At 54.1% G+C, this 24,925-nt stretch carries 26 protein-coding genes; 2 read left to right on the forward strand and 24 right to left on the reverse strand.

What is annotated here, in order from left to right:
* Nucleotides 1-184 precede the first annotated feature (184 nt).
* Nucleotides 185-598, forward strand: a complete 414-nt coding sequence (locus tag NY07_RS10470; protein ID WP_033539305.1) for a globin family protein — start codon at nt 185-187, stop codon at nt 596-598.
* A gap of 88 nt (nt 599-686) precedes the next feature.
* On the opposite strand, the gene mtr is transcribed toward NY07_RS10470, so the two are convergent.
* The 3 genes from mtr to NY07_RS10485 all read right to left on the reverse strand — a co-directional run bounded on the left by mtr (nt 687) and on the right by NY07_RS10485 (nt 5,908).
* Nucleotides 687-1,946 (reverse strand): tryptophan permease, encoded by a 1,260-nt coding sequence (mtr, locus tag NY07_RS10475; RefSeq protein ID WP_033539306.1) that lies wholly within the window; start codon nt 1,944-1,946, stop codon nt 687-689.
* Nucleotides 1,946-4,369, reverse strand: a complete 2,424-nt coding sequence (gene plsB / locus NY07_RS10480) for a glycerol-3-phosphate 1-O-acyltransferase PlsB (protein WP_033539307.1) — start codon at nt 4,367-4,369, stop codon at nt 1,946-1,948. The genes mtr and plsB overlap by 1 nt, the downstream gene beginning before the upstream one ends.
* A gap of 189 nt (nt 4,370-4,558) precedes the next feature.
* Nucleotides 4,559-5,908, reverse strand: a complete 1,350-nt coding sequence (locus tag NY07_RS10485) for a DUF4397 domain-containing protein (RefSeq protein ID WP_033539308.1) — start codon at nt 5,906-5,908, stop codon at nt 4,559-4,561.
* Nucleotides 5,909-6,236: 328 nt separating this feature from the next.
* On the opposite strand from NY07_RS10485, the gene NY07_RS10490 reads away from it, so the two are divergent.
* Nucleotides 6,237-6,830 (forward strand): FMN-dependent NADH-azoreductase, encoded by a 594-nt coding sequence (locus NY07_RS10490; RefSeq protein WP_033539400.1) that lies wholly within the window; start codon nt 6,237-6,239, stop codon nt 6,828-6,830.
* Between the two features lie 110 nt (nt 6,831-6,940).
* On the opposite strand, the gene NY07_RS19535 is transcribed toward NY07_RS10490, so the two are convergent.
* The 21 genes from NY07_RS19535 to NY07_RS10590 form a co-directional block, all read right to left on the reverse strand.
* Entirely contained in the window at nt 6,941-7,111 is a 171-nt protein-coding gene (locus NY07_RS19535) for a hypothetical protein (protein WP_157705016.1), read from the reverse strand.
* A gap of 8 nt (nt 7,112-7,119) precedes the next feature.
* Nucleotides 7,120-7,458 (reverse strand): rhodanese-like domain-containing protein, encoded by a 339-nt coding sequence (locus NY07_RS10495; protein ID WP_033539309.1) that lies wholly within the window; start codon nt 7,456-7,458, stop codon nt 7,120-7,122.
* An 88-nt stretch (nt 7,459-7,546) separates the two neighbouring features.
* Nucleotides 7,547-8,005 (reverse strand): GNAT family N-acetyltransferase, encoded by a 459-nt coding sequence (locus tag NY07_RS10500; protein ID WP_033539310.1) that lies wholly within the window; start codon nt 8,003-8,005, stop codon nt 7,547-7,549.
* Nucleotides 8,006-8,110: 105 nt separating this feature from the next.
* Entirely contained in the window at nt 8,111-9,352 is a 1,242-nt protein-coding gene (locus NY07_RS10505) for a beta-ketoacyl-ACP synthase (RefSeq protein WP_033539311.1), read from the reverse strand.
* On the reverse strand, nt 9,352-10,077 hold the full coding sequence (locus NY07_RS10510; RefSeq protein WP_033539312.1) for a 3-ketoacyl-ACP reductase FabG2: 726 nt from the start codon (nt 10,075-10,077) through the stop codon (nt 9,352-9,354). Before NY07_RS10510 ends, NY07_RS10505 begins: the two co-directional genes overlap by 1 nt.
* Nucleotides 10,074-10,574 carry an ApeP family dehydratase gene (locus NY07_RS10515; protein WP_033539313.1) on the reverse strand — a complete coding sequence of 167 codons (501 nt, stop codon included), beginning with the start codon at nt 10,572-10,574 and terminating at the stop codon, nt 10,074-10,076. Before NY07_RS10515 ends, NY07_RS10510 begins: the two co-directional genes overlap by 4 nt.
* Nucleotides 10,575-10,577: 3 nt before the next feature.
* Nucleotides 10,578-11,765 carry a beta-ketoacyl-[acyl-carrier-protein] synthase family protein gene (locus NY07_RS10520; protein ID WP_033539314.1) on the reverse strand — a complete coding sequence of 396 codons (1,188 nt, stop codon included), beginning with the start codon at nt 11,763-11,765 and terminating at the stop codon, nt 10,578-10,580.
* Between the two features lie 32 nt (nt 11,766-11,797).
* Nucleotides 11,798-12,370 carry a DUF3261 domain-containing protein gene (locus NY07_RS10525; RefSeq protein WP_033539315.1) on the reverse strand — a complete coding sequence of 191 codons (573 nt, stop codon included), beginning with the start codon at nt 12,368-12,370 and terminating at the stop codon, nt 11,798-11,800.
* Nucleotides 12,361-13,617: an NAD(P)/FAD-dependent oxidoreductase gene (locus tag NY07_RS10530; protein WP_033539316.1), complete on the reverse strand. Its 1,257-nt coding sequence runs from the start codon at nt 13,615-13,617 to the stop codon at nt 12,361-12,363. The genes NY07_RS10525 and NY07_RS10530 overlap by 10 nt, the downstream gene beginning before the upstream one ends.
* Nucleotides 13,617-16,025 (reverse strand): MMPL family transporter, encoded by a 2,409-nt coding sequence (locus NY07_RS10535; protein ID WP_033539317.1) that lies wholly within the window; start codon nt 16,023-16,025, stop codon nt 13,617-13,619. The genes NY07_RS10530 and NY07_RS10535 overlap by 1 nt, the downstream gene beginning before the upstream one ends.
* The gene (locus NY07_RS10540) at nt 16,022-16,750 is read right to left on the reverse strand and encodes an outer membrane lipoprotein carrier protein LolA (protein WP_052125611.1); all 729 of its coding nucleotides are present in this window, start codon (nt 16,748-16,750) and stop codon (nt 16,022-16,024) included. The genes NY07_RS10535 and NY07_RS10540 overlap by 4 nt, the downstream gene beginning before the upstream one ends.
* Complete coding sequence (locus NY07_RS10545) at nt 16,747-17,187, reverse strand: acyl-CoA thioesterase (RefSeq protein WP_033539318.1); 441 nt, start codon at nt 17,185-17,187, stop codon at nt 16,747-16,749. The genes NY07_RS10540 and NY07_RS10545 overlap by 4 nt, the downstream gene beginning before the upstream one ends.
* Before the next feature lie 10 nt (nt 17,188-17,197).
* Nucleotides 17,198-18,760, reverse strand: a complete 1,563-nt coding sequence (locus NY07_RS10550; protein WP_033539319.1) for an HAL/PAL/TAL family ammonia-lyase — start codon at nt 18,758-18,760, stop codon at nt 17,198-17,200.
* Nucleotides 18,761-20,479, reverse strand: coding sequence for a glycosyltransferase family 2 protein (locus NY07_RS10555; protein WP_033539320.1), 1,719 nt, complete (start codon nt 20,477-20,479; stop codon nt 18,761-18,763).
* Entirely contained in the window at nt 20,479-20,853 is a 375-nt protein-coding gene (locus NY07_RS10560) for a 3-hydroxyacyl-ACP dehydratase FabZ family protein (RefSeq protein WP_033539321.1), read from the reverse strand. The genes NY07_RS10555 and NY07_RS10560 overlap by 1 nt, the downstream gene beginning before the upstream one ends.
* A complete protein-coding gene (locus NY07_RS10565; RefSeq protein ID WP_033539322.1) occupies nt 20,846-22,207 on the reverse strand; it encodes an AMP-binding protein in 1,362 nt (453 codons plus the stop codon). The genes NY07_RS10560 and NY07_RS10565 overlap by 8 nt, the downstream gene beginning before the upstream one ends.
* A complete protein-coding gene (locus NY07_RS10570; RefSeq protein ID WP_033539323.1) occupies nt 22,204-22,752 on the reverse strand; it encodes a hypothetical protein in 549 nt (182 codons plus the stop codon). Before NY07_RS10570 ends, NY07_RS10565 begins: the two co-directional genes overlap by 4 nt.
* Nucleotides 22,752-23,000, reverse strand: a complete 249-nt coding sequence (locus tag NY07_RS10575) for an acyl carrier protein (RefSeq protein WP_033539324.1) — start codon at nt 22,998-23,000, stop codon at nt 22,752-22,754. Before NY07_RS10575 ends, NY07_RS10570 begins: the two co-directional genes overlap by 1 nt.
* A gap of 8 nt (nt 23,001-23,008) precedes the next feature.
* Nucleotides 23,009-23,263 carry a phosphopantetheine-binding protein gene (locus NY07_RS10580; protein ID WP_033539325.1) on the reverse strand — a complete coding sequence of 85 codons (255 nt, stop codon included), beginning with the start codon at nt 23,261-23,263 and terminating at the stop codon, nt 23,009-23,011.
* Complete coding sequence (locus tag NY07_RS10585) at nt 23,241-24,062, reverse strand: lysophospholipid acyltransferase family protein (protein ID WP_033539326.1); 822 nt, start codon at nt 24,060-24,062, stop codon at nt 23,241-23,243. Before NY07_RS10585 ends, NY07_RS10580 begins: the two co-directional genes overlap by 23 nt.
* Nucleotides 24,055-24,789 carry a beta-ketoacyl synthase chain length factor gene (locus NY07_RS10590; RefSeq protein WP_033539327.1) on the reverse strand — a complete coding sequence of 245 codons (735 nt, stop codon included), beginning with the start codon at nt 24,787-24,789 and terminating at the stop codon, nt 24,055-24,057. The genes NY07_RS10585 and NY07_RS10590 overlap by 8 nt, the downstream gene beginning before the upstream one ends.
* Nucleotides 24,790-24,925: the final 136 nt, after the last annotated feature.

The following is a 24,925-nucleotide window of genomic DNA, read 5'->3' on the forward strand; positions in this document are numbered from 1 at the left end:
CAGCAGGCCTCGGCATGCCTTCAGTTGAATGCCTAGAACTGTCGCTGCTATCAAAGCCAGAGCTGTGCGACGACTTGTTCGCACCTTCCCTAATGAAAAATCTGTTGTGATATCAATTTAGTTAAGCCTGTTTTGCCATTTATGTCTATGCTGAGAGGAGACTAATTCAGAAGAGGGAGTTTCGATGAGCCTGACATCCACCCAAATCGATCTTGTACAAACATCTTTCAAACAAGTTGAGCCCATTAGCGAGCAGGCAGCGGCGATATTTTATGATGCCCTGTTTCAGATAGACCCAAATTTAAAGCCGCTATTTAAGCAGGATTTGCGTCATCAGGGGCGTAAGCTGATGGCCATGTTAAAGGCGGCCGTGGAGGGGCTCAATGATCTTGATGCCTTAGTGCCTCAGTTACAGGACCTCGCCCACAGACACAATGCTTATGGCGTTAAGCGTGAGCATTTTACTCCGGTGGGTAATGCACTCTTGTATACACTGAAGACGGGACTGGGCGAGGCTTATTCTCGGGACGTTCGCGAAGCATGGGTAGCCTTGCTTCATCTGGTCGCCGATACTATGAAGCCGAAATTGCATCACTAATGCCCATATAGCAAAAAGGCGCTCCTAGAGCGCCTTTGCCGTGTAAGCCAAGCGGTGAAAACTGGCTTAGCTTAATGCTTACTTGAGCTTACGAGCCATACAAGGGCAATAGATCCGCCATGGCCAGCAGGTGACAGGCCGCCGTCAGCACACCAAAAAAGATCACTATGGCAATCACTGCGGTGCCGCCCGGTACCTTAAAGCCCTGGCTGTCAGGAAACAGTTGTCTTGCCTTATAGGCCATGAGTGCGGGCACTATGGCGGCCCATACCGTGGCTGCCAAAGCCGCAAAGCCGATGGCGATCAAGAAGCCGTTAGGGAAGAGCAACCCTAGCAGGGTGGGCGGCAAGAAGGTGACTGCCGCCGTCTTAAGGCGTCCGCTAGAGGACTCATCGAAACCAAACAGATCTGCCAGATAGTCGAACAGACCAAGGGTGACCCCCAGGAATGAAGAGGCTACCGCCAAGTTAGCAAACAGAGTCAGCATAGTGGTTAGCCAGTCGCTGGCCATCACATCAGAAAGTGCGGCCACTAACACGCCCATGTTACCGCCCTGGGCAATAATATCGACGAAGGCACTACGGCTGATGTTGCCCATGGTGGCGATTAACCAGCACAGATAGATGATAAAGGCGATCAGGGTGCCGAGCGTAATCGCCTTGGCTATGGTGCTGGCATCTTTGCCATAGTATTTCACTAGGCTGGGTACGTTACCGTGATAGCCAAAGCTCACCAATCCAAAGGGGATCGCCGCCAGCATGTAAGGCAGATAGCTGGCCTCACCATCGGGCACAAACAGCTTACTGGGCTCTATTTCGATCAGTAGATTACCGATTGCGAGAAAGAAGGTAATGATCATTCCGCCCAGCATGATGGTGGTAATGCGATCCACCGCCTTAGTGCTGATAAAGACGACAATTGCCAGTCCCAGTGCAAAGATGAGCCCGGCGATGCTTTGGGGGAGTTCGACCCCTAGGCTATTGAGGCTGTGATTGACGATAGAGCCGCCACCACTGATATAGGCATAGGCCAGGATATAGAGTACGAAGGCGATAGAGAGGCCATTAACGATACGCCAAAAGTTACCTAGGGTATCCCGGGTGAGGGTATCGAAGCTGGCACCGGGTTCATAGTGCAGGTTAGTTTCCAGTAGCAGTAGGCCTGAAACCAGCATGCAGAACCAGACGCCAAGCATCATCAGTACCGAATAACTGAACCACATGCCAGCGCCCACCACGGGCAGGGAAAACATACCAGCACCAACAGCGGTACCGGCGATGATCATGGCGCCGCCCAGCAGCGACTTACTAGAGGCCTTATGCTTGGCCGCATTCATATGATTTGCCATTAGGCTTTATGCTCCGCGGCTACGCTGTCAACTATGGTCTGTCTTACCGAGGTACGCAGCAGGCTGTTGGCCCGATTGCGAATACGCAGGACTTCTTGGCTATGGCTGTCATCGGCCAGATAACCCAGCTCCTTGAGCTTGACACTTAGGGTGCCGTAGAGCTTCTTATCGTAGAACTCAGGCGCAGTGATGCCGTGTAGCGCCCCCAGGCGCTGAGCCAACTGATGGCTGTCGCTCTCAAGCTCTGCACGCTCAATCTTAGGTGAGTTGGCCAGAATGTTGAAAATAATGGCGTAGCGCTGCATGGTCTCGCTAATAGTACCTGCCAGCAGCAGCAGTTGATTAAGGCCATGTGGCTTAACGGTGAAGTGCTGCTTTTCGCTGATCAGATCTTCCGCCAGCAGCTGATCCAGTAGCTGATTGACGTGAGATTCGAGATCGTCGATCCCCATAAACAGCTCGGCCTGTAGCAATGGATAGAAATCTTTCACCGTGGCAATGATATCCGCCCTGGTGCAGTTGTCCTGACGGGTCAGGCTGCTGGCAATCAGAGATGGGATCACCATTAAGTGGATGATGTTGTTGCGGTAATAGGTCATGGCAACGGCCAGGCTCTCATCTATAGAGATGATATCCCCAAGCGGATCGCTGTCCAGCTTCAACTTCTTCAGCTCGAGACCTTGGGCGACCAGCTTGGCGCCATCGCCTTCGACCACAGAGGTGTAATCCGTGTAGGGTACGCTCTTGAGTAGCGACAGATAGAGATCCAGCTGCTTCTCCAGCTGACTGCGCTGCAGGGCATTTTGCTCTGACGCCAAGAGTACCAGGCTGGTCAGGGTGATAGAGCTCACCGCTGCGGCGTCGTTGATTCGTGTCATGACGCGGTTTGCCAGGGTATTGACCACAGGGGTTAACCAGCTTGGTTTCTGCTCAGGATCTTGCGCCAGTTCTTCGCGCCACTGAGGTACCTGCTCGTTGAGGTAATTATGTAAGGTGATCGGCTCGCCGAAGTTAACATAGCCCTGACCGAAGTTACCCAGCTTGCGGATGGCGCCAAATACCTGCCAAACAGATTCTTTCTGTTTCTTCTTACCACTTAGTTCTTTGTGGTAGGTGGCAACTTCCATCACATGGTCATAACCCAGGTAGACAGGCACTAGGGTGACTGGGCGCTCGACACCGCGCAGCACACTGTTGAGGGTCATGGCGATCATGCCCGTCTTAGGTGCCAGCAGGCGGCCGGTACGAGAGCGGCCCCCTTCGGTGAAGTACTCGACCGAATAGCCCTTGGCAAATAGCTGATCTAGATACTCACGGAATACCGCGGTATAGAGCTTGTTGCCGCGGAAGCTACGGCGAATAAAGAAGGCGCCGCCACGCCGGAACATGGGACCGGCCGGCCAGAAGTTAAGATTGATCCCGGCGGCGATATGAGGCGGAACCATGCCTTGATAGTAGAGGATATAAGAGAGTAGCAGGTAGTCCATATGGCTGCGGTGACAAGGCACATAGACGATTTCATGGCCGTCGTGATGCAGCTGACGGATCTGCTCGGCGCCCTTGATGTTGATCCCCTTGTAGAGCTTGTTCCACAGCCAGGTGAGGAAGCGCTCGGCGATACGCACCAGGTTGTCAGAGTAGTCGGCAGCGATCTCATCGAGGTATTCCATGGCCGTCTCGCGCGCCTTGGACTCTGAGATCTTCTTGCTTTGTGCCTCTTCCTGAATCGCCTTCTTCATCGACTCAGATTTCAGCAGGGCGTGAAATAAGTTTTGACGATTTGGCAATACAGGTCCTGTCATCACCTTACGTTGGCGACTGAAATGAACCCTGGCGACTCGTGCCAGCTTTTGGGCAATGCGTTTGTCGGTGCCGTGTTCGTCGGCCATATACCTTAGGGACATGGCATTAGAGAATTGCACAAAGTTGTGGCGGCCCAGGAAGAGGATCATCAGGCATTTGCGCAGCCAGGTGGGATTCTCGCGCTCGAGGACGGCTGCCTTCATGGTGTCGTCTTCTTTGCCCGGCGTACGGCCCCAGTAGAGGCTGACCGGCACCAGTTGAATATCCAGATCTGGGTGACGTTTATGGGCACTCAGCAGGCGTGAGAAGCTGTCGAGGTAAAACTCATTGCCTTCCCTTTGACCAAACAGGGGTTTGGCGCCTTCGACACAGACCACGCGTGGGGCTTCTTCGCCCTCTACATTCAGCGGCTGATAGGGGCTGGGTAGGCCGAGTTTGTCGGTCACTTCGCTCAGGGCGGCAATATCACTGATGGATTCGGTTTTCATGACGTAGACCAGAGGTCTGTCTGAATCCAGGTTAAGATCGGCAAAGGGATCCTGAGGCACGACTATGGTGTGCACGAGTTTCTTCTGGATCCAACGTAAGGATTTAAACCAAAGAGAGTCTTGTTTGGGCATTATTCTTTATGCATAGGAGTCATGTTTAATAACGCCATAGAATACCAGAAAATGAACAGTAATCCCTAATTTGTCTGCTTTGGTGCGACAGTTGGTGGTAGGGGATCACTCTTGTTTGACTAAGCAGTAAAAAGCGCCCACAAAAAGGGGCGCTTGGCTTAACTTGGGTACATGGTATTAGCGTTTACACTACATGGCGGTGACAAAATCATCCAAGAGGATCACACCCAGTGGCGCGCCGCCGCCCGTAGCATCAACAGCCACCACACCATAGAGTCCGCCCGCAGCCAGACTAATATCGAGAGGGCCGATTGCGACTGTCTTGCTGCCCGTTGGTGTCACGCTGACGACATAGTTTCCTGGGGCTACCGACAAACTGCCTGACGCCGCTAAGAAGGGAATATCGCTCAATACTGGGGTTGCCGACGAGATATCGCCATCTGGGGTAAGGTAGATATCCACATTGCCAGCGGAATAACTTGCATGAGCAATGTTTATCTTAGCCTCGGTGGCAACACGTCGACCCTCTTCCATCACTACCCAAGGATTAATATCCATATCGCCTAGTGACCCAGTTGCCAATACGCTGTAGCTTTGACCCTTTTCCAGGGAAAGGGCGGCTTCATCGATAACCACCACGCTGTTGTCAGCATCGGCTGCAACTGTGACTGTGTGCGCGCCATCTGCGAGGTTGAGATAGTCGGTCACAGACCCGAAGCTAAACATGTCGACTGCGGGCGTCGTGGCTCCATCGACAAATATATCGACCGCCGGAGCGTCTGCTACCGCATGAATTACCCGCACATCGCTGCCACTCATCTCATCAAGGAGTAACGCCTGCTGATCAGCCAGGGCGACTAGCAAGGCAACGGGTGAGTCGCCGCTCCAGGCATTGGCAATCGCAGTGATGAAATAATCAGTATCAGCCATCAGGGGGACGGTTCCGGAATCGAAAACCGGTGTCTTCTGTCCCGATGCTGTGATACGGATCTGATAGTCACTGGCGGGGACTTCTATCTGGGTGCTGGCATCGAGGAAGTTAGCCGATAACGTGGGCGCTGTGTCGCTAATGTCAGCCCCGGGTGCGGTGACGTACACATCGACTAGGCCGACGTCAGAGGCGCCGTGTAATACCTGCACACGGGCATAATCAGCGGCTATTTCGGCGCTGGGGTTGGCCACAAGCTTAAGTTGTAATGTATCGTCGCTCACCTTACCAAGCGCTACAGCCGTGTACTCCATATCGGCGGATAGATCCAGGTCTGCGGTAAGCACCTTAAGTAAAGAACCGTCGGCGATTTGTGCATTGACCTCTACGTCATACATGCCAACAGGGACGGTTAAGAAACCACTCGATATGCCGTAGTCAACATCGGCAAGCAGTTCGTTATCATTAGCCGTCACGTTGACCTTTGGGGCGTCGACGCCAGCATGAATGATACGAACATGTGCCTCAGCAACGGGCGTAGGAACCATATTGACTACTTCATCTGAGTCATCACTGTCACAGGCCGTAATACCCATCATGGCACTTAGCATTAGGCCGGATAGATCCTTTTCATCAGCTTCTCCTTAACAAGGGTTGAGTTCCTAGTGCGTTACGACTAGATGTGCCCAAGGGATCATAATGACAGCTCAACATTTAATGATTATTTTTTGCACTAAAGATAACTTGATATTAATCAGTAGGTTATTTATTGAATTGTCTGAGGCTGATTGCTTCTGAAGCTGCTGGTTAGCATTGGTCTTACTTTTTCTTTCGTATATTTAGAATGTTTTGGCGCATTTTATGCGCTTATCTTTCAATTAAATAATGGATAAACTGGCCTCAATTGGTTGTTACAGAGATTCTGAATTGGAGCAAGTTATGGCAAAAGTATTGGTATTGAAATCGAGCATATTAGGGGATTATTCACAGTCGGCTAAGCTGATCGACCACCTGCAACAGCACTGGCAGGGCCAGGGCGCCGAGGTGACGGTGAGAGATTTAGCGGCGCAGCCTCTGCCCGTGTTAGACGGTGAGATCGCCATGGGACTACGTGGCGGCGAAGAACTGACCGCGCGTCAACAAGAGGTGCTGGCACTGTCTGATGAGTTAGTGGCTGAACTTAAGGCTCACGACACGATTGTGATTGCCGCGCCTATGTACAACTTCAGTATTCCTACCCAGCTGAAAAATTGGATCGATTTAATAGCCCGTGCTGGCGTGACCTTTACCTACACAGAGACTGGCCCTAAAGGTTTGGTCGACGGTAAACGTGCGGTATTGGTGACCACTCGTGGTGGCGTGCACAAAAATGGCGACAGCGATCATGTGGTGCCTTACCTGAAAACAGTACTTGGCTTTATCGGTATCACTGACGTTGAAACTGTTTATGGCGAAGCCCTTAACATGGGACCTGAAGCAAGCGAGCAGGGGATCAGTGAGGCGAAGCAGAGCATAGAGCAGCTGGTTGCTTAATTTAGCTTAGGCTCTGTCTTGTATTGAGTCTTGATACTTTTCATCATCATCTTTTTAACCCATCTCTAGGTTAGGGCGCTCAAGTTGAGCGCCTTTTTTTTACTGCGCCATTATTTTTGTGTCAGCTCGCACAGGGTGCACTCTTCACTCTGTTGACTCGTCTCCACATATCGCACCCTGTGGCACCCTTGACTGCGATTGGCACTAAAGCGATATCTTGGGCGCGCAGGACTAGCTGGCGTATTGGCCTTCTCTGCTGGGGTGTGGGGCACTTGTTTCATATGAGTTGTTAGCCTTCCAGCGCCTTTTGCGGTTGGTAACAGAGCAGATCTTTGAGGGCACCACCATTGATGGCGCATTCAAATCCATTGGCTTTAAGGATCTCACAGCCTTTTTGCGCGCGGATCCCCGCCCCGCAATAGAGGACAAAGGGAGTCTGTTTATCGCTGTGCTCAGCCAGCCACTGGGAAAGCTGGTCTAATGGCACATTGGTCGCCATGGGGAGATGACCACTGGCATATTCTTGTGGCGTGCGTACGTCGAGCACCTGCACGCCCTGCTCGATCAGTTGCCAGCACTGCTCTGCCGGATGACTACCCGATAGCTTGGATAAGAGTGATTGAAACATGGTCTACCCCAACAATTAGAAAAACTTCAATAAGATTATTCTAATCTATTGGGGAGTGCAAGTCTGATTTAGCAGTGCAAGCCAGATTTCACGACAACTGTTTCGTCATAAATACGCTATTGGGATCCGGGCGATACTGACCGAAAGGGGCGCACTCTACGAAGCCAAATTTTTGGTACAGGCGACGCGCTGGCAGAAAGAACCCCATACTGCCGGTCTCCAGGCTGAGACGAGTGATCCCAATTTGTGCTGCATCTGCCTGAAGATGGTGCAATATTTTGGCTCCCATACCACGCTGACGATAGTAGTTGGCTACTCGCATCGACTTGAGCTCCCCATGGTTTGAGGAGAGGCGCTTAATAGCACCACAGCCACAGAGTCGGTCGCTTTCCCATAGGGTCCAAAATCGAATATTGTCTTGTTTTAACTCGCTTAAATCTAAAGCGTGCACACTTTCTACGGGGGAGGTGGCGTACATATCTTCCAGGTGCTGCTCAAGCATCTTGACCACACTGGCGTTGGTGACCACACCGAGTACAAACTGCATCTTAAGCTCCATCTTGTATTTAGGGACCTAAGGTCTCAGCAAGGCCTGTGCCAGTGAGGCATTGACCGCCACTGGTTTGTGACCCAGTGGCGATCAGTAACCTATTTAGCCGCGCCAACGCTTGAAGATCAGCGAGGTATTAATGCCACCAAAGGCAAAATTGTTGCTCATCACATAGTCGGTGTCGAGCTGGCGCATTTCATCTTTGATGTAGTCGAGTTGGCCACAGGCGGGATCGATATTGTGCAGGTTGAGGGTGGGAGCAAACCAACCTGCGTTCATCATCTCTATGGTGAGCCAGGCCTCTAGGGCACCGCAGGCGCCTAAGGTGTGGCCTGTGTAGCTCTTCAGGGAAGAGATAGGCATACGCTCGCCAAAGACGGCATGAGTCGCTTGGGTTTCGGCGATATCCCCTCTGTCGGTCGCTGTGCCGTGGGCATTGACATAGCCGACTTTGTCGGCGGCCAGATCGGCATCTTTGAGTGCCTGTCGAATAGCCACTTCCATGGTCTCGGCGTTGGGCTGGGTCACATGCAGTCCGTCCGAGTTAGTACCAAAACCAATTAGCTCGGCGTAGATCTTAGCGCCGCGCGCCTTGGCGTGCTCAAGTTCTTCCAGAACCAAAGTACAGGCTCCTTCGCCAATCACTAAGCCGTCTCTGTCACGATCGAAGGGGCTAGGTGTCTCGCTGGGGTTATCGTTCTTGGTACTGGTGGCAAATAGGGTGTCGAATACCACGGCTTCGGTGGGGCAGAGCTCTTCGGCGCCACCGGCCAGCATAAGATCCTGCTGACCATACTTGATCGCCTCATAGGCATAGCCTATGCCTTGGCTGCCCGAGGTACAGGCGCTGCTGGTAGTGTGCACCCGTCCCTTGAGACCGAAGAAGACGCCGACGTTAACCGCCGTGGTATGGGCCATCATGCGGATATAACTGGTGGCGGTGACTCCCGACATGTCGCCGTGCTTCAGCATGTCGCCAAAGGCGACGATAGGATCTGTACTGCCGGTGGAGGAGCCGTAGGCGATACCCATGGCACCTGAGGTGACTATAGGGTCATCCAATAGGTCTGCGTCAGCCAGTGCTTTTTCGCTGGCCCAGGCAGCCATAACAGAGACCCGGCCCATGGCGCGGATCTTCTTACGTGAATAGTGCGCCGGCTTCTCAAAGTCAGTGACAGGAGCGGCCAGACGCGTGTTAAGACCGTCGAATCTGTCCCACTCCTCCATACGCTGCACGCAGTTTTGCTTTGCTTGCAGGCGCTGGGCGATGCTGGGCCAATCGTGCCCCAGGGCGGTGACGCCGCCGGCGCCAGTGATCACTACGCGTCGAGTCTTGCTATTCATTAGATCATGCCACCATTAACTGAGATCACCTGACGGGTGATATAGGCTGCCTCATCGGACATAAGGAAATTCGCCAGGCCGGCGATCTCTGAGGCCTTGCCCATGCGGCGCATCGGCACCATCTCCTTGACCATCTCTTGAGGGAAGTCGCTGACCATATCTGTCTCAATGAGGCCGGGAGCGATGCAGTTGACCGTGATCTTACGTTTGGCCAGCTCCAGGCTCAGTGCCTTGGTGGCCCCTATGATGCCCGCCTTGGAGGCGCTGTAGTTCACCTGACCACGGTTGCCTGCGATGCCTGATACCGAGGCCATGGTGATAATGCGTCCGCCTTGTCTTGCCTGGATCATCGGCATAGTGCAGGGTTGAATAACATTGTAGAAGCCATCCAGGTTGGTATGGATCACCCCATCCCACTCCTCATCTGTCATGGCGGGAAAGGCGGTGTCGCGGGTAATACCGGCATTGAGTACCACGCCGTAATAGGCGCCATGACTGTCGATGTCGGCGGCAATGGCGGCTTTGACGCCGACGCGATCGGCCACGTCGAACTGCAGGCGGCTCACCTTGGCCCCTAGGGCCTCAAGTTCTGCCTGGGTCTCGTCGGCCGCCGCCTGGTTGCTGTGAAAATGCAGGGCGATATCATGGCCCGTTTCGGCCAGCTTAAGGGCAATAGCCTTGCCGATACCGCGACTGGCACCGGTAATTAACACACGTCTGTTCATTTTACTTTCTCTTCTTCTTTCCCTGCTTGACTCTCCAAGATATAGGCTTGGGTATCTTGGGGCTGGAATACATTAACATTCGCCTCTGCTACAAGTTGATTGTTATGGAATATTTTACAATCAAATACCGCCAGGCCGTTGTCTTCCTGATAGAGGCGAGTGACCCGGGTTTGATAACACTCGCCCTGTTCATAGGCGGGGATCGCCAATGATAACTTACGCGTGCCCAGCAGAAAGCCGACCCGAATCGCCTCTCCCCTGGCGCTCGCTTCCAGTCCGGCGAGGGCGGCGATGCTCTGAGCCATATACTCTATGCCCACATAGTTGGGGACAGATTGACTGGCGGCGTCGAAATAGGCGCTTTGCGGTCCAATGCAGACCTCGGTGAGCAAGGTATCGGGAGCATGTTCCAGCAGTCTGTCGATAAGGATCATTGGCGCGCGGTGAGGCAGCACCTGTTCTAATGGGATGTCAGTTAATGGCGTTATTGTCGGCATGGTTTAGCTCTCTCCCCGGCAGAAGATCACGCTGGCATTACTGCCACCGAAGGCAAAGGAGTTACTCATGATGTAGTCGAGTGCCTGGGTTTGACCCGGCGTAACAAAAGGAAGCTCAGGGTTGTCGCCATCCCACTCTTGATCGCCCACCTGAGGTGGCAGTGCTTGCTGATCATTATATTGTGACAGTAAGAGCAGGCAGAAGGCGGCTTCCAAGGCGCCGGCAGCGCCCAGGGCGTGTCCGGTCAGGGGCTTGGTAGAGCTCACTGGGGGGATCTGCTCGCCAAAGACCTTAAGTAAAGCTCGGCTCTCCATGGCGTCATTTTTCATGGTTGCCGTACCATGTAAGTTGACATAGCCCACCTGTGATGGGGCGATATCGGCATCTTGCAGCGCCATCTCGATAGCGGCAACCGCGCCTGTGCCTTCAGGATGGGGTGAGGAGATATGGTGAGCATCGCTGGATTCTCCCACACCGGCCAGCATCAGCTCGGCCTTGCCTAAGGTGAGGGTGAACAGGGCGGCGCCTTCACCGATATTGATGCCGTCGCGGTTGCGGCTAAAAGGTTGGCAATGGGCCTTAGAGACAGACTCCAACGAGTGAAAACCGTTTAGGGTGAGCTTACACAGGCTATCGGCACCACCGACGATCACCATGTCGCACACGCCAGCCAGTAGCAGGCGCTTGGCGCTGGCGAACACCTTGGCACTGGAGGAGCAGGCGGTCGATACCGTATAGCAGGGGCCAGTCAGGTCAAAATAGTGCTGCAGAAAGTCGCAGCTGTTGCCTAGCTCCTGTTTAGAGTAGAGGTAATCGGCTGGCAGGACACCATGTTCGGCACGGTAGGCCAGCGCCTTCTCGCCTTTGGCGATGCCCGACGTGCTGGTGCCTAAGACGATACCTATGCGATCGGCGCCGTATTGCTGCTTGGCTTGTTCGACGGCTGAGGAGATCTGTTCGGCGGCGCATTGAAGCAGCTGGTTGTTGCGACAGTCAAATCTCTGTAGCTCAGGTGCTATGCTCGGCAGCGCTGAGTTCACCATGCCCACGAGTACGCGAGTGTCTGGGATCAGGTCGTCACGCCACTGCATGCCCTGGGTATCGCCGTCGAGCAGGTGGCGCAGGACTGTTTGCGGATCATCGCCCAGTGGTGTGGATAATCCTAAGTGGGTGATAGCTATCTGTGTCATTGTGTCCGTTCTTTTGCTATGTCGCGGTTGATTTACTCAAGGGGCCGGATATCAAGCGAAAGCTGCGCCTGCTGAAAATCCAGATTTACCTGTGCTGCCCAAGGTGCTGTCTGACTGTAGCGGATATCCATGATGGTCGCGCCGTCGTTAGCATATAATCTTCTGCACCGCGGTGCATCACACTCATAACTGGCGAGTGTCGCCCCTTGTAAATAGCGATTTACATCCTCGGTCGGCCAGTATATCAATTGCAGCAGCCCAAGAAGATACTCGGCCTTAAATTGCTCACCCAATAGGAGACTCTGTTCACTGGTTAGCTGGTCGCCGTCATAGCTGAGGGTAAACAGTGGCTGCCCCAGGGGCGCAAGCCCTACTACGGTGAGCGTCTGCGGCGAGAGATCCAGTTGGCTCAGCAGTTGATGTCTGGATTGTTTTACCTTGAGCTTCACCAGTTGGCTCTGGCTGATGTTGGTCTCTGCTGGCAGGGGCGCCAGACAATAGTCGACCCCCTGCGCCAGTACCATGCAGGTTTGCCTGTCCAGCGTTTGGGCGCAAGCACTAAGCAGCAAAATGGCTGCAAGCATCAGGCCTCGGGTTAGCGGCATAGTTCCACGACCATATTAAGACGACGCTCAGACTCGGCGACAAATGGGTTGTTCTCATCCCAGGCATAACCCGCCAGGATAGAGCAGATCATCTGCTTAATCTTTGGGTTTGGGTCTTGATAGAAGATCACATCCTGGAAGCGTCCATCATACCAGGCCTGGACATAGGTTCTGAAGGTATCGACACCGCGCATCAGCGGCTGGGCGTATTCGGTTTGCCAGTCGACCGCCTGACCATTGAGCTGTTTCACAACACATTTAGTCGCTATAGAAGCTGATTGCATCGCTATGGTGACACCTGATGAGAAAACAGGGTCGAGAAACTCACCGGCATTGCCTAGCAAGGCGAACTTATCCGTGGCCAGAGTGCTGACGTTGGCCGAGTAACCTGCCAATTTGGCGGGTTCGCGAATAATTTCTGCCTGACTGAGCAGTTGTTTGAGCCTGGGCTCTTCGCGCACCAGACGCATCAGGGTCTGTTCCAGATCATCAGCATCGCCGAGAAGGTGAGGCTCCCCTACTACCCCAAGCGAGCAGCGGCCATCGCTAAAGGGGATCAGCCAGTACCAGATGTCTCGGTTGTCTGGGTGAACGCTGATCAATATCTTATTGCGGTCGAAGTGATAATCGCCCATGTCGACGCTGTCGATATTGTCCCTGATATGGGTAAAGATGGCGGTGCGGCTGGGAAGACCAGATGGCCGCTCTAGATCCAAAAGACGCGGCAGGACGCGGCCAAAACCGCTGGCATCGAGCAGGTAATCGGCGCTGAGCTCATAACGCTGGCCCTGCTCGTCGCTGATGGTGAGTCTGGGTTGATGGGTTAGATCGACGGCCTCGACGCACTGACCATAGCGGATCTCGACCCCTTGGCTTGCGGCCGTATCGGCGAGCAGCTTGTCGAAGTTGCCGCGCTCGACCTGAAACGTGGTGCCCGGACCAGGGGTAAACTTGTCGGTAAAGTCGAAGTAGGTGGAGCGGCCGTTAGCGTTGAAGGCGGCGCCATTTTTGAATTGATAACCCGCCTGGTTGACGGCATCGAGCATATTGGCCTCGGCAATCACCTGCATGCAGCAGGGCAACAGGCTCTCGCCGATGGAGAAACGGGGAAAATGTTGTTTCTCCAGCACAAGCACACGCTTGCCCTCTTGATGTAACAGGCTGGCGGCAACACTCCCTGAGGGACCGGCGCCTATCACTATCACATCATAATGCGCCTTAAGCTCGGGCGTTTGCGCTGATATCATCACTTATCAATCCTTGTTAATGTATGAATAAATGGAGACAACCCAAAAGTCAGGGCTATCCCCAAGAGGAGTGTCAGGCCAAAATAGTGGATGGCAGGGGTCTGGCTGAAGGCCAGCAGACCAAAGGCCATCAGGGTCGAACAGGCCGACATGAATACCGCCATCATCACGCTCTCTCCCTGCTGGCTTTCGGCGAAAAATAGGCTGTAGTCGACGCCGATGCCGAATACCAAGATCAGCGCCAAAGCATGAAACAGGGTCAGTGGTGAGCCTGTTATCCCCAGCAGGGCCAGAGTCAAGAGTGCCGCCAGGGCGGGCACTGAGGTTATCCATAGCGCCATCTTAAGACCAAAGCGCAGGGAGAATATCGTCCCGGCAACCAACAGCGCCAACGCTAACAGGCCGAGGGTGAGGCTGCGATATTTGGCCATCACATCGGAAATATCCTGTACCTTATCGACCAGACTGACGCCTGTTAGTGGAGCGATTGCCGCCTTAAGAGTCTCTAGGCGTTTGATGCCACCGAGTAAGAGGATAGCAGCGTATTGCTCACCCTCATCCTTAGGGGCTAGCCAGAGCGGCGCAAATAAAGCACCTGCGTCAGAGGCAAGAAAGCTATCTGGAATAATGGCCTTGGCTGCGCTCGCCTCATAAGCCTGGATTAACGGCGGCGCCAGGCTGTCATCCAGGCCCAGGCGATCGAGCAGAGCGGGTAAGTCTTGATAGATCTGTCCCTGAAGTCGATATGCGGTTTGCTGACTTGCTTGGCTCGGTAGGTAATTAGCCAGATTGACAAAGTTGCCCAGAGCCTGCTGCGTTTGCAGTGCTGCCAATATGGGCGTTATCCCCTCAAGCCGTGTTAGCAGGGCTTCGGGGGTGTCGGCGCGCACCAGAATAAATTGATTGTCGGTACCGCCACTCATCACCTGACGTAACTGCTGCTCGCTCTGGGTGACTCGCTCTGGGCTTTGCTGCAGCGCGCGAATATCATCGTTGACGCCGAGGCGTGACAATCCCCATGTGGTTATGATTGCTAGACCGAGCAGCGCTACAAGGCCTTTTCCTCTGAGTTGGCGAGCGAGACGCTGCATGAGCTGTAAGTAGTTGCTGGCATAGCCCAGGGCCTTTGGAGCTGGCTTCATGGCGCTGTTGGCAAGCTTGGGATAGGCGAAGATCAGCGTCAAATAGGCGCCCAAGAGTCCGGCGGCGCAGAAAACGGCCACCTGCTGCATACCGGGAAAGGGCGTTAGTCCGATGGCGAGATAGGCGATCACAGTCGTTAGCAGCGCCAGGCTGGCGGCGGGAAACACCTTGGTCACCGCCTTGCTGGCGGCCTGGTTATCACGGGTGACGCCCTGGGCCTGCAAACGCTCGCAATAGAAATGAAAACTATAGTCGATGGCGATACCGATAAGGCTAGTGCCAAAGACCAGGGTGAGCAGATGTACCTGGGTAAAGAGCCAGAGCGTGGTGCTCATGGCAAATAACAGGCTGGTACCAATTGTTATGGCCGCTATGGTGAGCGGCATGACAGAGCGAAATGCCAGCCACACCAGAATAATCACACCAACTAGCGAGGCCAGTCCCAGGCTGGAAACCTCTTGCTTGGCCTGTTGGGTCGCCGCCGCCGCATGAAATAGTGCGCCGCCGCGCAGCACACTGACCGTTTGTTCTGCCCCTATACTTTGCTGCATCTGGGTTATCGCGCTTTCTAGCGTGTTTAACTGGCGTTCCTGCGCCTTGGGATTGAAGGCACTGCCGACACCCTTAGCCATGATGATGGCGACACTGGCCGCCGGCTGATCTGCGGTATTGGTTTGCCCAACCAAGACGCCATCGACTACCTTGAGTCGTTGTTGTGGCGATAGCTGTTTAAGTACCTCGGGGTAGAGCAGCAGGGGATCTTGGCTGAGTAGCTGGCTATTGGCGTAACCAAAGGCATTGTACAGCTGGGCTAATGTATTAGCCTCTAACTTCGCTAATTGTCCATTTTCTAACCTGAGCTTCTGCTGAGGGGTAAGCAGGTGGAATCGATAGGGAAAATAGAAGCGGTTGAGGGCCTGGGCGCCGCGTAGATCGGCGCTCTGCACTTGGGTAAAGGCCTCCGGGGTCGCACCGAGCGTGGCCATCAGCTGTTGGGCAGCTTGCACTGCTACGCGCTCATCTTGGCTGACGACGCCAAGGTAGATGCGATCCGCCAGTTGCTGCTCAACCCTGTCTATCGCCCTTTGGGTCAGGGGATCTTCCTGGATCTTGGGTAACATGGCCAGAATATCGCTCTGTACGCCGGCGCCGCGATTCAATGCCTGCAGGGCTAGCAGTGCCATGACAGCCAGCAACACTAGCCAGATGGCGAGTCTGGTGTTGGCGGAGAGACGACTTAGCCAGTCGCTGAGCTTGAGAATCATCTTGTCTCTTGCGCGGGCTGAGCCTGAGGCGGACTCAGGTCGAAATAGGTCTGTTCCTGAGGTGTCAGCGGGCGTTTTTGCAGCGCTTTAAAGCTGATCACGCTGCGATCGCCGCGGCTGTCTAACAGGGTTAGCGAGTCTAGTGATTCGGCGCCTTGCAGTACGATGCGCGGCATCGCCTGCTTGATAAGGGGATCTTTGGGTTCAAGTCCCAGCAGCCAGCTGCCAGCTTGTTGGATAAGATGCGGCGTAAACTGGGTCTCTAGTGGAACGAGATCGCCACTGAGCAAGGCGCTCATCAGCTTAGGCATCATCTGCGCCATGGCACCTGCCTGAGGGTTTTCATCGGCGTGGCTTACCTGCTGGTTACCGTCGGCGTCTATCTGCACCAAGGTGTTTTGGGTCAGAATCAGGCCACTGTAGAAGGGCGCAGTTTGCAGCCAGGCGATCCCCAGTTTGTCCTGAAACAGAAATTCTCCCTGACTCAGTAGCGGTTTCTTGAGTACCTTGAGATAGCGGGATTGGCTAAACTCACCCTTTGCGGCGTCACCCCCACCGAGACGCTCAGCTAAGGCGCTTAAGGCTGCTTTATCCGCTGGCGCTTTAAAAAGTGCCTCATAATCGGTTGATTGATCTGCATGAGTGATCAAGCTAATGAAACTCAGGCAAAGCAGCAGTGCGCTTAGCCCTAGCTTGAGGTGACTGGTGACGAGTCTGGCCATCATAGGGATTCACGCTCCTCTGCGCTCAGCAGGTGGGCTATCTTGTCGCGAAAGCAAGTGGGCGTGACCAGGCAAAGCTCCTTGCTGTCGATCTCGACCGCGGCCTGCACAGTATACCCCTTGGTCAGGCGTTGATTGGTCTGGGCATCACGCACCTGATAGGTGATCTTGAGACGGTTTTCCCACTCCACTAATGAGGCGATCACCTTGACCTTCTGCTCAAAGGTGCTGGCCTGCACATACTTGATCTGTAGATCGATAATGGGCCAGGCATAGCCGGAGGCCTGCATCTTGCGGTAGCCGTAATCGATCTCGTCCAGCAACTGGCAGCGAACGATCTCGAAATACCTTAGGTAGTTGCCGTGCCAGGTGATCCCCATCGAATCGACATCGTGAAAGGGGATGACCATCTCCATCTCTGTGGTGAGCAGTGCCTTCATCTGATACCTCCTAGTGACACACTTCCCACTGTCCCTGCTGGATCTTGTCCACCGTCTGTCTGAGCACGCTTTCCAGTGGTCTGTCTTCGGTGAGTAGCTCAAAGTCGGCGCTGACCTGATCTAGGGTCTTGGCCACTGAGGTGGCCAGCGAGGCGTGACACAATTCGCCCTGGGCGATGCGCAGATGAATGCCTTGGGTCATGGCTAACAGTGCGGCTGCGGCGACCTGTTCGGTAAGCTGCAACACACGCATACAGTCGCGGGCGGCGATAGTGCCCATGCTCACCTTGTCCTGGTTGTGACATTCGGTGGAGCGAGAGAAGACGCTGGCAGGCATAGTGTTTTTAAGTGCCTCGGCGGTCCAGGCCGAGACGCCGATTTGCACCGCCTTGAAGCCGTGGTTGATCGCTTTACGGTTACCCTGAGCGCCCGAGAGGTTGGCGGGCAGGCCGTTATTAAATTTAGGGTCCATCACCAGTGCCATCTGACGGTCGATAAGGTCGGCGATATTGGCGATGGCGTTCTTCATCGAGTCCATCACGAAGGCGATATGGCCGCCATAGAAGTGACCGCCGTGGAGCACGTGTTCACCCTCACCATCGACGATAGGGTTGTCGTTGGCGCTATTGAGCTCGGTCTCGATAAACTGACGCATAAAGGGCAGGGCATCTTGCAGCACCCCTATGATGTGCGGCGCGCAGCGGATCGAGTATCTGTCCTGTAATCTGTCTGAGTTACGAGGATGCTCATGGTGATTAAGATCGTCACGTATCCAGGCGGCAATCTGGTTCTGGCCAGGATGAGGCTTGGCCGCAAACAGGATATCGTCGAAATGGTTCGAGTTACCCTTGAGGGTCAATGACGCCATGGCGGTGATACGACTGGCCAGGCGATTGAGATATTGGGCTCTGTCGTAGGCTAGACAGGCTAGCGCCGTCATCACGGCTGTGCCGTTCATCAAGGCGAGGCCCTCTTTGGGGCGCAGGGTCAGCGGCGTGATATTGAGCTCGCGGTAAACCTCAGCAGTGTCGCGACGCTCACATTGGTAAAACACTTCGCGCTCACCAATCAGTACCGCAGCCAGATAGGATAGCGGCGTGAGATCGCCACTGGCGCCAACCGAGCCCTCTTCGGGGATCACCGGGGTGATGCCAAGATTTAGCAGAGTTTCGATGCGTTGAAGCAGCTCATAACTGACCCCGGACTTACCGACTGCAAGAGAGCTGAGGCGACAGGCCATCACGGCCCTGGCTTGGGTGACACTGAGAATATTACCCAGGCCGCAGCCGTGAAAACGTGACAGATGCAGTGGTAGCTCATGGACCAAGTCTAATCCAACTGTGACTGTGCAGGAGTCGCCATAGCCTGTTGTTACCCCATAGACCACGCCCTCTTCGGCCAGCAGGCTATCGATAAAGCGAGCCCCCTTTTGGATATACTCCTGATAGTCGGCGCTGTCATCGAGCTTGGCCTGAGCACCTTTGGCAATGGCAACGACCTCCTCGAGGGAGAGGTTACGTTGGCCAAACTTGACCTGGGCGCTGGATGCAGGGTTATGGGTTGTCTGTGTCATCTATTTCTCTGTCCTGTTGAGCGTTTGAGGCTTGGCCTCGCGCAGGAGTTCATCATCCTTGCGCCAAAAATCAAAAAAATTAAACCATTGCAGCGGTGCACGGCGGGCATAGTGTTCCAGTCGCTCGGCGTAACGGTTTACCGCCTGTTGTAATCGTTCCATGCGGCCGGCGCGCGGCCCCTTGAGTGTGTCGGCAAAGTGTTCTACATGGACACGGTAGCGGCCATTTTCTCTGAGGCAGAACATCAGGTAGACAGGGCAGTCCAGCAGGCTGGCCAGAATAAACGGGCCTTGGGGGAAGGGGGCCTCTTTGCCCATGAAAGGAGCATAGAGCACCCGGCCTTCGCTGCTGGTGGAAGTACGATCGCCAGCGATCACCACAAGTTCTCCCTGCTCTATCTTTTGCTGTAGCAACATAGAGGTGCTAGGGCCCAGTTCGGTGACCTGGATAAGGTTAAGGGCGCTATCTGGGTTGAGTTGTTTCAGCACCCGATTGAAGTTCTCGGCGTTCTGGGTCAGCACCATCACATTGACCTTCACCTTGCGCTGGTGAATTGAGATGGCGCGGCATAGCTCCAGATTCCCCAGGTGAGAGACCAGCAGTACGGCGCCCTGGCCCTGTGCCAGTGGCTTAGCCAATAGTTCGCGGTCGGGAAAATCGACCTGGCTGAGCTTGATGCGATCGCACCAGGCATCGATACGATCCAGCGCTGCGTTACCGAAGGCGAAAAAGTGTTTCAGGCTATGGCGCCAGCCAATTTCGCCCTGAAGGTCGGGATGTTTGGGTTCTAGCGTTTGTACCTGACGTAAGAACCCCTGGCTAGCACGGCGCGCCGCAGAGCCAGTGGCAAAGAAGTAGCAGATCACCGGATACATGATGGCGCGGCATAACCAATGGCCGCCCAGTTTGTAGCTCTCGGCCAGCAACTTGATCCCCCAGTAGCTGCCTCGCTCGCCGATGCGCGACCAATGTTGCACCTTCTGTGGTTGGCGGCGTTTATGGCGTAGCAGCTTAGGGGCACGCTTGAGCATACCGAAGAAAAGCTTAGTGTGCATAACGGAGATACGCACATTGTCCTTGACCCCTTGAAAGTGGCTGGTGCCATCTTCGGGGTAGATCACCCGTGTCGGCAGGTGTTTGACCTCAACGCCTTGCCAGTAGAGCTTGACCAACACCTCGATGTCGAAATCCATCCGCTCGCCCAGTTGTTCACTGAGAAACAGTTGTTCGGTGGCGGCTAAGGGGTAAACGCGAAAGCCGCACATTGAGTCTTGGATCTCCAGACTCAGGGTTTCAACCCAGACCCAGAAGTGGGTGAGGTAGCGCCCATAGAGGCGTCCCTTGGGAACGGATTCGTCATATTGAGGCAGTCCGGAGATCAGCGCCTGGGGTTGAGCCTGTGCCGTTTCGATCATCTTAGGAATATCGTTGAGGTCGTGTTGACCGTCGGCGTCCACCTGCAGCGCATGGCTAAAACCATCGGCGTAAGCCGTCCTAAGCCCCGTCATTACCGCCGCGCCTTTGCCACGATTGAACGGGTGATGTAACAATCGTACCCAGTCGTATTGCGCCGCCAATTGGCACAAGAGGTGGCGGGTTTCGTCATCGCTGCCATCGTTGACCAGGTAGCAGGTCATTCCCAGAGGCTCCAGGCGCGCGAGCGTTGCCTTAATCGCCTGGCGATGGTTGTAGTTTGGAATGACTAACGCCAGTTGCATCAGCAAGCCTCCTGGTTGCTTTGCAGCGGGGCAAGGCAAATACGGCCTGAACCGTAGCGCTGATCGTCCTGAAAGTAGGCGAAGGTCAGCTTATGTTTAGCACGGTTGAGGCTGATCTTGAGACGGACTTGGCTGCCCGGCAAGATCAACTGTTGAAACTTGAGCACCTCAAGGGTCTGCACCTCGGGACGATAGCCAAATTCGGCCGCGCCCAGCTGCACTGCCCAATCCAGTTGCGTCACCCCGGGTAGCACGGCTTGCTCGGGAAAATGGCCGTTAAAGTAGGGCAGTTCGGCGTCGATGCGCAGTTGCCACTCGACGCCATCTTCCAGCACCTGTTTGCTGATAATGGGGGGTAAACTTGACTTAATCATGATTAAACAATTCTAACAGTTCGGCGTGAATACGCTTACCCTGAGTGTTTATTGGCAAGGCATCAGGATAGCGCCAGCGCCTTGGCAGGGTGACACGTTCAAACTGACTGAGAAGATGTTGCTTGAGGGCATTATTGACCGCCAACTTGCCTTGAGCTTCCAGCAGTTGTTTGCCCTCGCTTGACAGCATTATGGCTGCGCCAAGTATTACCCTGGGTTGTTCCAATACGGCTAAGGCGGCTTGCTCGACCAGTGGATGACTCTCCAGCAGGGCTTCCATCTGCACGAGTGACAGACGTTTCTCCTCTATCTTGACGATGCGATCCAGACGACCCTGCAGCGCAAATTCATTGGAGCTGAGTAGCTCTATCTTGTCGTCACATTTGAGCCAATCGTTGTCTGGTAGATAGGGGGATTTTAACCAGAGTGCACCATCTTGGGGATCTTGTTTTATCTCGTGACTGGCAAAGGCTCTCCAGTTTTGCTGGTGAGCGTGCTGGCGCCGATAGGCGATACCACCGGTTTCTGTGCTGCCAAAGACCTCGATGGGCGGTTTTCCGTAACAGTGGGCAATGGCATTAGCAGCTTCCAGGCTCAAGGGGCCACCAGAGCTGAAGATAAGGCTAGGCGCGCGCATCTGTGGCTGATGGTCTAGGGCATCGGGCAGGCGTGACAACTGCGCCGGGCTGCTGATCAGGCAGAGATTAGGAAACAGGTTGGCGTAATAAGTTAAGGTTTCGGGGTATTCCACCAGATCGCTTAGAAAAGGGCGGCTGGCGGCTAGTGGCCAAAGCACCTTAAACAGCAGACCATAGATATGCTGATGAGAGACTGTTGAGATCACACTGCACTGGGGCAGGTGATTGGCAAAAGTCTGTTCTAGCACAGTGACTTCGGCATCGAGCTGATCAAGTGTCTTAGTGATCGCCTTGGGTTGACCGCTAGAGCCCGAGGTAAACAAGATCAATTCGCCAAAACCCTGACTGACTGGCCAGGGGCCAGCATGCTTCAGATCCTTACTCAGGGCGATATGGTCTTTGACCTCGTACAGAGGATGGTCTGACAGCACGCCGTCAAATTCCAGAGCGAGTTCGCTCAGGGTGCCACTCTGGGTATTGGCCGGTAAGATGAGCTGTTTACCTGCTAAGAGCCCGGCGCAGAGGCCCACCGCGAAGAGGTCGCTGCTGTCACAGGCCAGCAACCAGCGTTTGGTTTGATGTTGGCTAAGGCTCTCAAAGACTGCTGCGACCTGAGCGGTAAAAGCGGCACCGTTCACTATATCGTGGTGATTGAAGCTTATTAGCTGCTGACTCGCAGGGCCGTGTTTGAGCCAATGTTTGAGTAGGGCTGTCATGACTTTTTTAACCAGAATGTTCGATATAGCCATTCTCCGCCGAGTAGCAAACCAATCAGCAGGTAGGCAATAAATCCATTATAGAGTGTCCAAGTGGCTAGGCTGGTGGCGCTAGCCGTGTACAGCGCCATGGCACCGTTAAAGATAAACAGGCCGCACCACAGCATGGTGACCTTACGCAGATAAGGAATCGCTTCCTCGGGCAGGTCTGGCTCCTTGAGTCTGGCAAGGCGCTCTATCATGGTAGGGCCGTGGTTGAGCGAGTAGGCAAACAGCGCCAGCATGCTCAGGTTGATCACTACAGGATAGTAGAGTAGCCAAGCGTTCTGTTTTGCCAGGTAACTTCCGGCGGTCAGAAAAATGCCCACTATGATGGGCAACATCATGGCTCTCACCTGCTGTCTCTGCAGTGCCAGTCGCAATAACAGCAGGCTACAGAGGGCGAGCGCAATCACGCCCGGCGGCAAATAGTTTAGGCCAAAGTAGACGGCGAGGGGGTACCCCAGCAGCACCAGGCCAGTGACTAATTGCAGAAACAGACGCATTACTGCTTCACTAGCCCTTCGATAGCCGTCACGACATCGTTGACGGTGCGAACGGCTTTAAACTCGTCGGGTTGAATCTTCTTACCCGTGAGTTGTTGCAGTTTAATGACCAGATCGACCGCGTCTATGCTGTCCAGATCAAGATCTTGGTACAGTGAGGCCTCTGGCGCGATATCGTCGGCATCGATTTCAAACTCATCGACCAGGATCTGAGTCAGCATCTGTAGAATTTGTTCACGATTTTGCATGCTGCCTCCTAACCGCGTTGAGATTCGATAAAGCTTGCCAGACTGGCAACGCTATAGAAGTGAGCCTTGGTGGCTTCTGAGTTGGCTTCGATTTTGACATCGAACTGTTTCTTAATTGCCAAGCCCAGCTCAAGCGCATCGATAGAATCTAGCCCTAAACCGTCGCCAAAGAGGGGGGCATCGGTTTCAATATCGTCGATGCTGACATCTTCTAGATCGAGGCAATCTATGATGAGTTGTTTAATTTCGTTTTGTAAGCTCATAATTAATATCAAGTTGTTGTTTATAATATTCTTCGAGATCCCGCGTCAATTGCCGCGCCATTTTGGCATCACCGCCAGCTTGAGCATGATACCTGATATGTTCAATAGTTTCGCCTACTTCGACATTCATGCCTATGGTTTGGCGAGGTATCTGATACCAGGATTCCTGCTTAGTCAGTCCAACGGCATTGGTCCTTAATACAACAGGGATCAGGTCTGTGTTAGTGCGTAGTGCAATATTGGCGGCACCACGGGCAAAATCGTTAATTATCTCTCCTTTGCGGGTGCGGGTGCCTTCGGGAAAGATAATCATATTAGTGCCTTGGGCCAGTACCTGACTACAGTCATTGAGCAGCAGATCGGCGCCGCGGTTGGGGATATACCCGGCACAAGAAACCACGCCCCGCATAAACGGATTGCGCCACAGCCCCTGTTTGACGATACAGCCAACATTGGGCATTAAGCTTATTAGCACCACCACATCCACTAGGGTGGGATGATTGGCAATGATCACCTTGCCCTTGGCCTGTTGCAATCGATGAAGATCTTGGGTGGTTACCCGAATCACGCCCGCCCAGGTGAGCATATGTACGAAGCCACGAAACATCAGGTGTACAGCCCGTTGCACTCTGGCGACGCGTGCCGCTTGTGTGCCGGGCCATAATCTCAGTACCGGCAGTATAGTGAGCGAACTGAGTAAGCCGCCTAGGCCAAAGGCGATATAGCAGCTTACACCGCCTAGCCAACGGGGGATATAGGCGATGCCGGTCAGGCGTTTGGCAACGACCTGGCTAGTCATGGTTTATCCGGTAAAGGTATTGGTTAAGATGGCCTTGGAGTGGCTGTAAGCTGGCAATGGCATGTAGTAGTTGGCCAAAACCGATCTCCGGAACCGCAGCCAAGTCGGTCGCTGAGGGGGCCGTATCCAGCGTCAGCGTCAGACCTTTTTGCTCTGGCGCGGCCAGAGAGAGTTGTAAGGCGAGGGCGATGGGGAGCTCAGGCTCTTGGGTAAACTCTTTATAGATGTCTGATACCGGCTCATCGCCAAAGACCAATAAAAGTGGACTGTTATCTTCGGCCAGTTGGCCGTATGCCTCAATTATCGCCTGGGACAAGGTATTTTCACTGGCGGCGATCGATGTCGATGGTGAGCGGTTATCGGTCAGAATGCTGAAGATACCGCTGGCGGTATTGTGCACCGACTGACTAAATCCTATGGGTGAGATAGGTTGCTGACGCACTATGTCCTGCAGCAGATTCACAGTGCGATTAAGTTCACCATGGCGCGAGGCAAATATGGTGCGGCACTGAGACGGCGCCTCGCACTGAAAGGCAACCTCTAACAGCATCTTAGTGAGCTTGCTAAAGCGACGCCTTTGCATGGCGGGTACTTGCTTGAGAGCCGGTATAGTCTGCGCTGACGTTTCTGTCTCGTTGGCAATAGAGGGCCACCGCTGCCAGTCGTCCAGTTGCTGGTAATGGGGAGACCAGGCACCCGCTGAGTGTATATGAAAGTGTAACCGCACTACTTTGCCTCTAAATACAGCATCTTGCTGATGTTTTCCATAACCAGAAACTAAGCCACAAGGTAAATTTGTGGGGCGGCTATTGTACACCTATTCAAGGTTTACATAAATATGTGATTGTTGAGAGATAATGGCG

It is taken from the genome of Shewanella sp. ECSMB14101 (assembly GCF_000773485.1).
Lineage (GTDB): Bacteria > Pseudomonadota > Gammaproteobacteria > Enterobacterales > Shewanellaceae > Shewanella > Shewanella marisflavi.

Bases quoted from the DNA above. Each gene is read 5' to 3' on its own strand.
- NY07_RS10470 (WP_033539305.1), top strand. From the start codon at position 185: ATGAGCCTGACATCCACCCAAATCGATCTTGTACAAACATCTTTCAAA.
- mtr (WP_033539306.1), bottom strand. From the start codon at position 1,946: ATGGCAAATCATATGAATGCGGCCAAGCATAAGGCCTCTAGTAAGTCG.
- plsB (WP_033539307.1), bottom strand. From the start codon at position 4,369: ATGCCCAAACAAGACTCTCTTTGGTTTAAATCCTTACGTTGGATCCAG.
- NY07_RS10485 (WP_033539308.1), bottom strand. From the start codon at position 5,908: ATGCTAAGTGCCATGATGGGTATTACGGCCTGTGACAGTGATGACTCA.
- NY07_RS10490 (WP_033539400.1), top strand. From the start codon at position 6,237: ATGGCAAAAGTATTGGTATTGAAATCGAGCATATTAGGGGATTATTCA.
- NY07_RS19535 (WP_157705016.1), bottom strand. From the start codon at position 7,111: ATGAAACAAGTGCCCCACACCCCAGCAGAGAAGGCCAATACGCCAGCT.
- NY07_RS10495 (WP_033539309.1), bottom strand. From the start codon at position 7,458: ATGTTTCAATCACTCTTATCCAAGCTATCGGGTAGTCATCCGGCAGAG.
- NY07_RS10500 (WP_033539310.1), bottom strand. From the start codon at position 8,005: ATGCAGTTTGTACTCGGTGTGGTCACCAACGCCAGTGTGGTCAAGATG.
- NY07_RS10505 (WP_033539311.1), bottom strand. From the start codon at position 9,352: ATGAATAGCAAGACTCGACGCGTAGTGATCACTGGCGCCGGCGGCGTC.
- NY07_RS10510 (WP_033539312.1), bottom strand. From the start codon at position 10,077: ATGAACAGACGTGTGTTAATTACCGGTGCCAGTCGCGGTATCGGCAAG.
- NY07_RS10515 (WP_033539313.1), bottom strand. From the start codon at position 10,574: ATGCCGACAATAACGCCATTAACTGACATCCCATTAGAACAGGTGCTG.
- NY07_RS10520 (WP_033539314.1), bottom strand. From the start codon at position 11,765: ATGACACAGATAGCTATCACCCACTTAGGATTATCCACACCACTGGGC.
- NY07_RS10525 (WP_033539315.1), bottom strand. From the start codon at position 12,370: ATGCCGCTAACCCGAGGCCTGATGCTTGCAGCCATTTTGCTGCTTAGT.
- NY07_RS10530 (WP_033539316.1), bottom strand. From the start codon at position 13,617: ATGATATCAGCGCAAACGCCCGAGCTTAAGGCGCATTATGATGTGATA.
- NY07_RS10535 (WP_033539317.1), bottom strand. From the start codon at position 16,025: ATGATTCTCAAGCTCAGCGACTGGCTAAGTCGTCTCTCCGCCAACACC.
- NY07_RS10540 (WP_052125611.1), bottom strand. From the start codon at position 16,750: ATGATGGCCAGACTCGTCACCAGTCACCTCAAGCTAGGGCTAAGCGCA.
- NY07_RS10545 (WP_033539318.1), bottom strand. From the start codon at position 17,187: ATGAAGGCACTGCTCACCACAGAGATGGAGATGGTCATCCCCTTTCAC.
- NY07_RS10550 (WP_033539319.1), bottom strand. From the start codon at position 18,760: ATGACACAGACAACCCATAACCCTGCATCCAGCGCCCAGGTCAAGTTT.
- NY07_RS10555 (WP_033539320.1), bottom strand. From the start codon at position 20,479: ATGCAACTGGCGTTAGTCATTCCAAACTACAACCATCGCCAGGCGATT.
- NY07_RS10560 (WP_033539321.1), bottom strand. From the start codon at position 20,853: ATGATTAAGTCAAGTTTACCCCCCATTATCAGCAAACAGGTGCTGGAA.
- NY07_RS10565 (WP_033539322.1), bottom strand. From the start codon at position 22,207: ATGACAGCCCTACTCAAACATTGGCTCAAACACGGCCCTGCGAGTCAG.
- NY07_RS10570 (WP_033539323.1), bottom strand. From the start codon at position 22,752: ATGCGTCTGTTTCTGCAATTAGTCACTGGCCTGGTGCTGCTGGGGTAC.
- NY07_RS10575 (WP_033539324.1), bottom strand. From the start codon at position 23,000: ATGCAAAATCGTGAACAAATTCTACAGATGCTGACTCAGATCCTGGTC.
- NY07_RS10580 (WP_033539325.1), bottom strand. From the start codon at position 23,263: ATGAGCTTACAAAACGAAATTAAACAACTCATCATAGATTGCCTCGAT.
- NY07_RS10585 (WP_033539326.1), bottom strand. From the start codon at position 24,062: ATGACTAGCCAGGTCGTTGCCAAACGCCTGACCGGCATCGCCTATATC.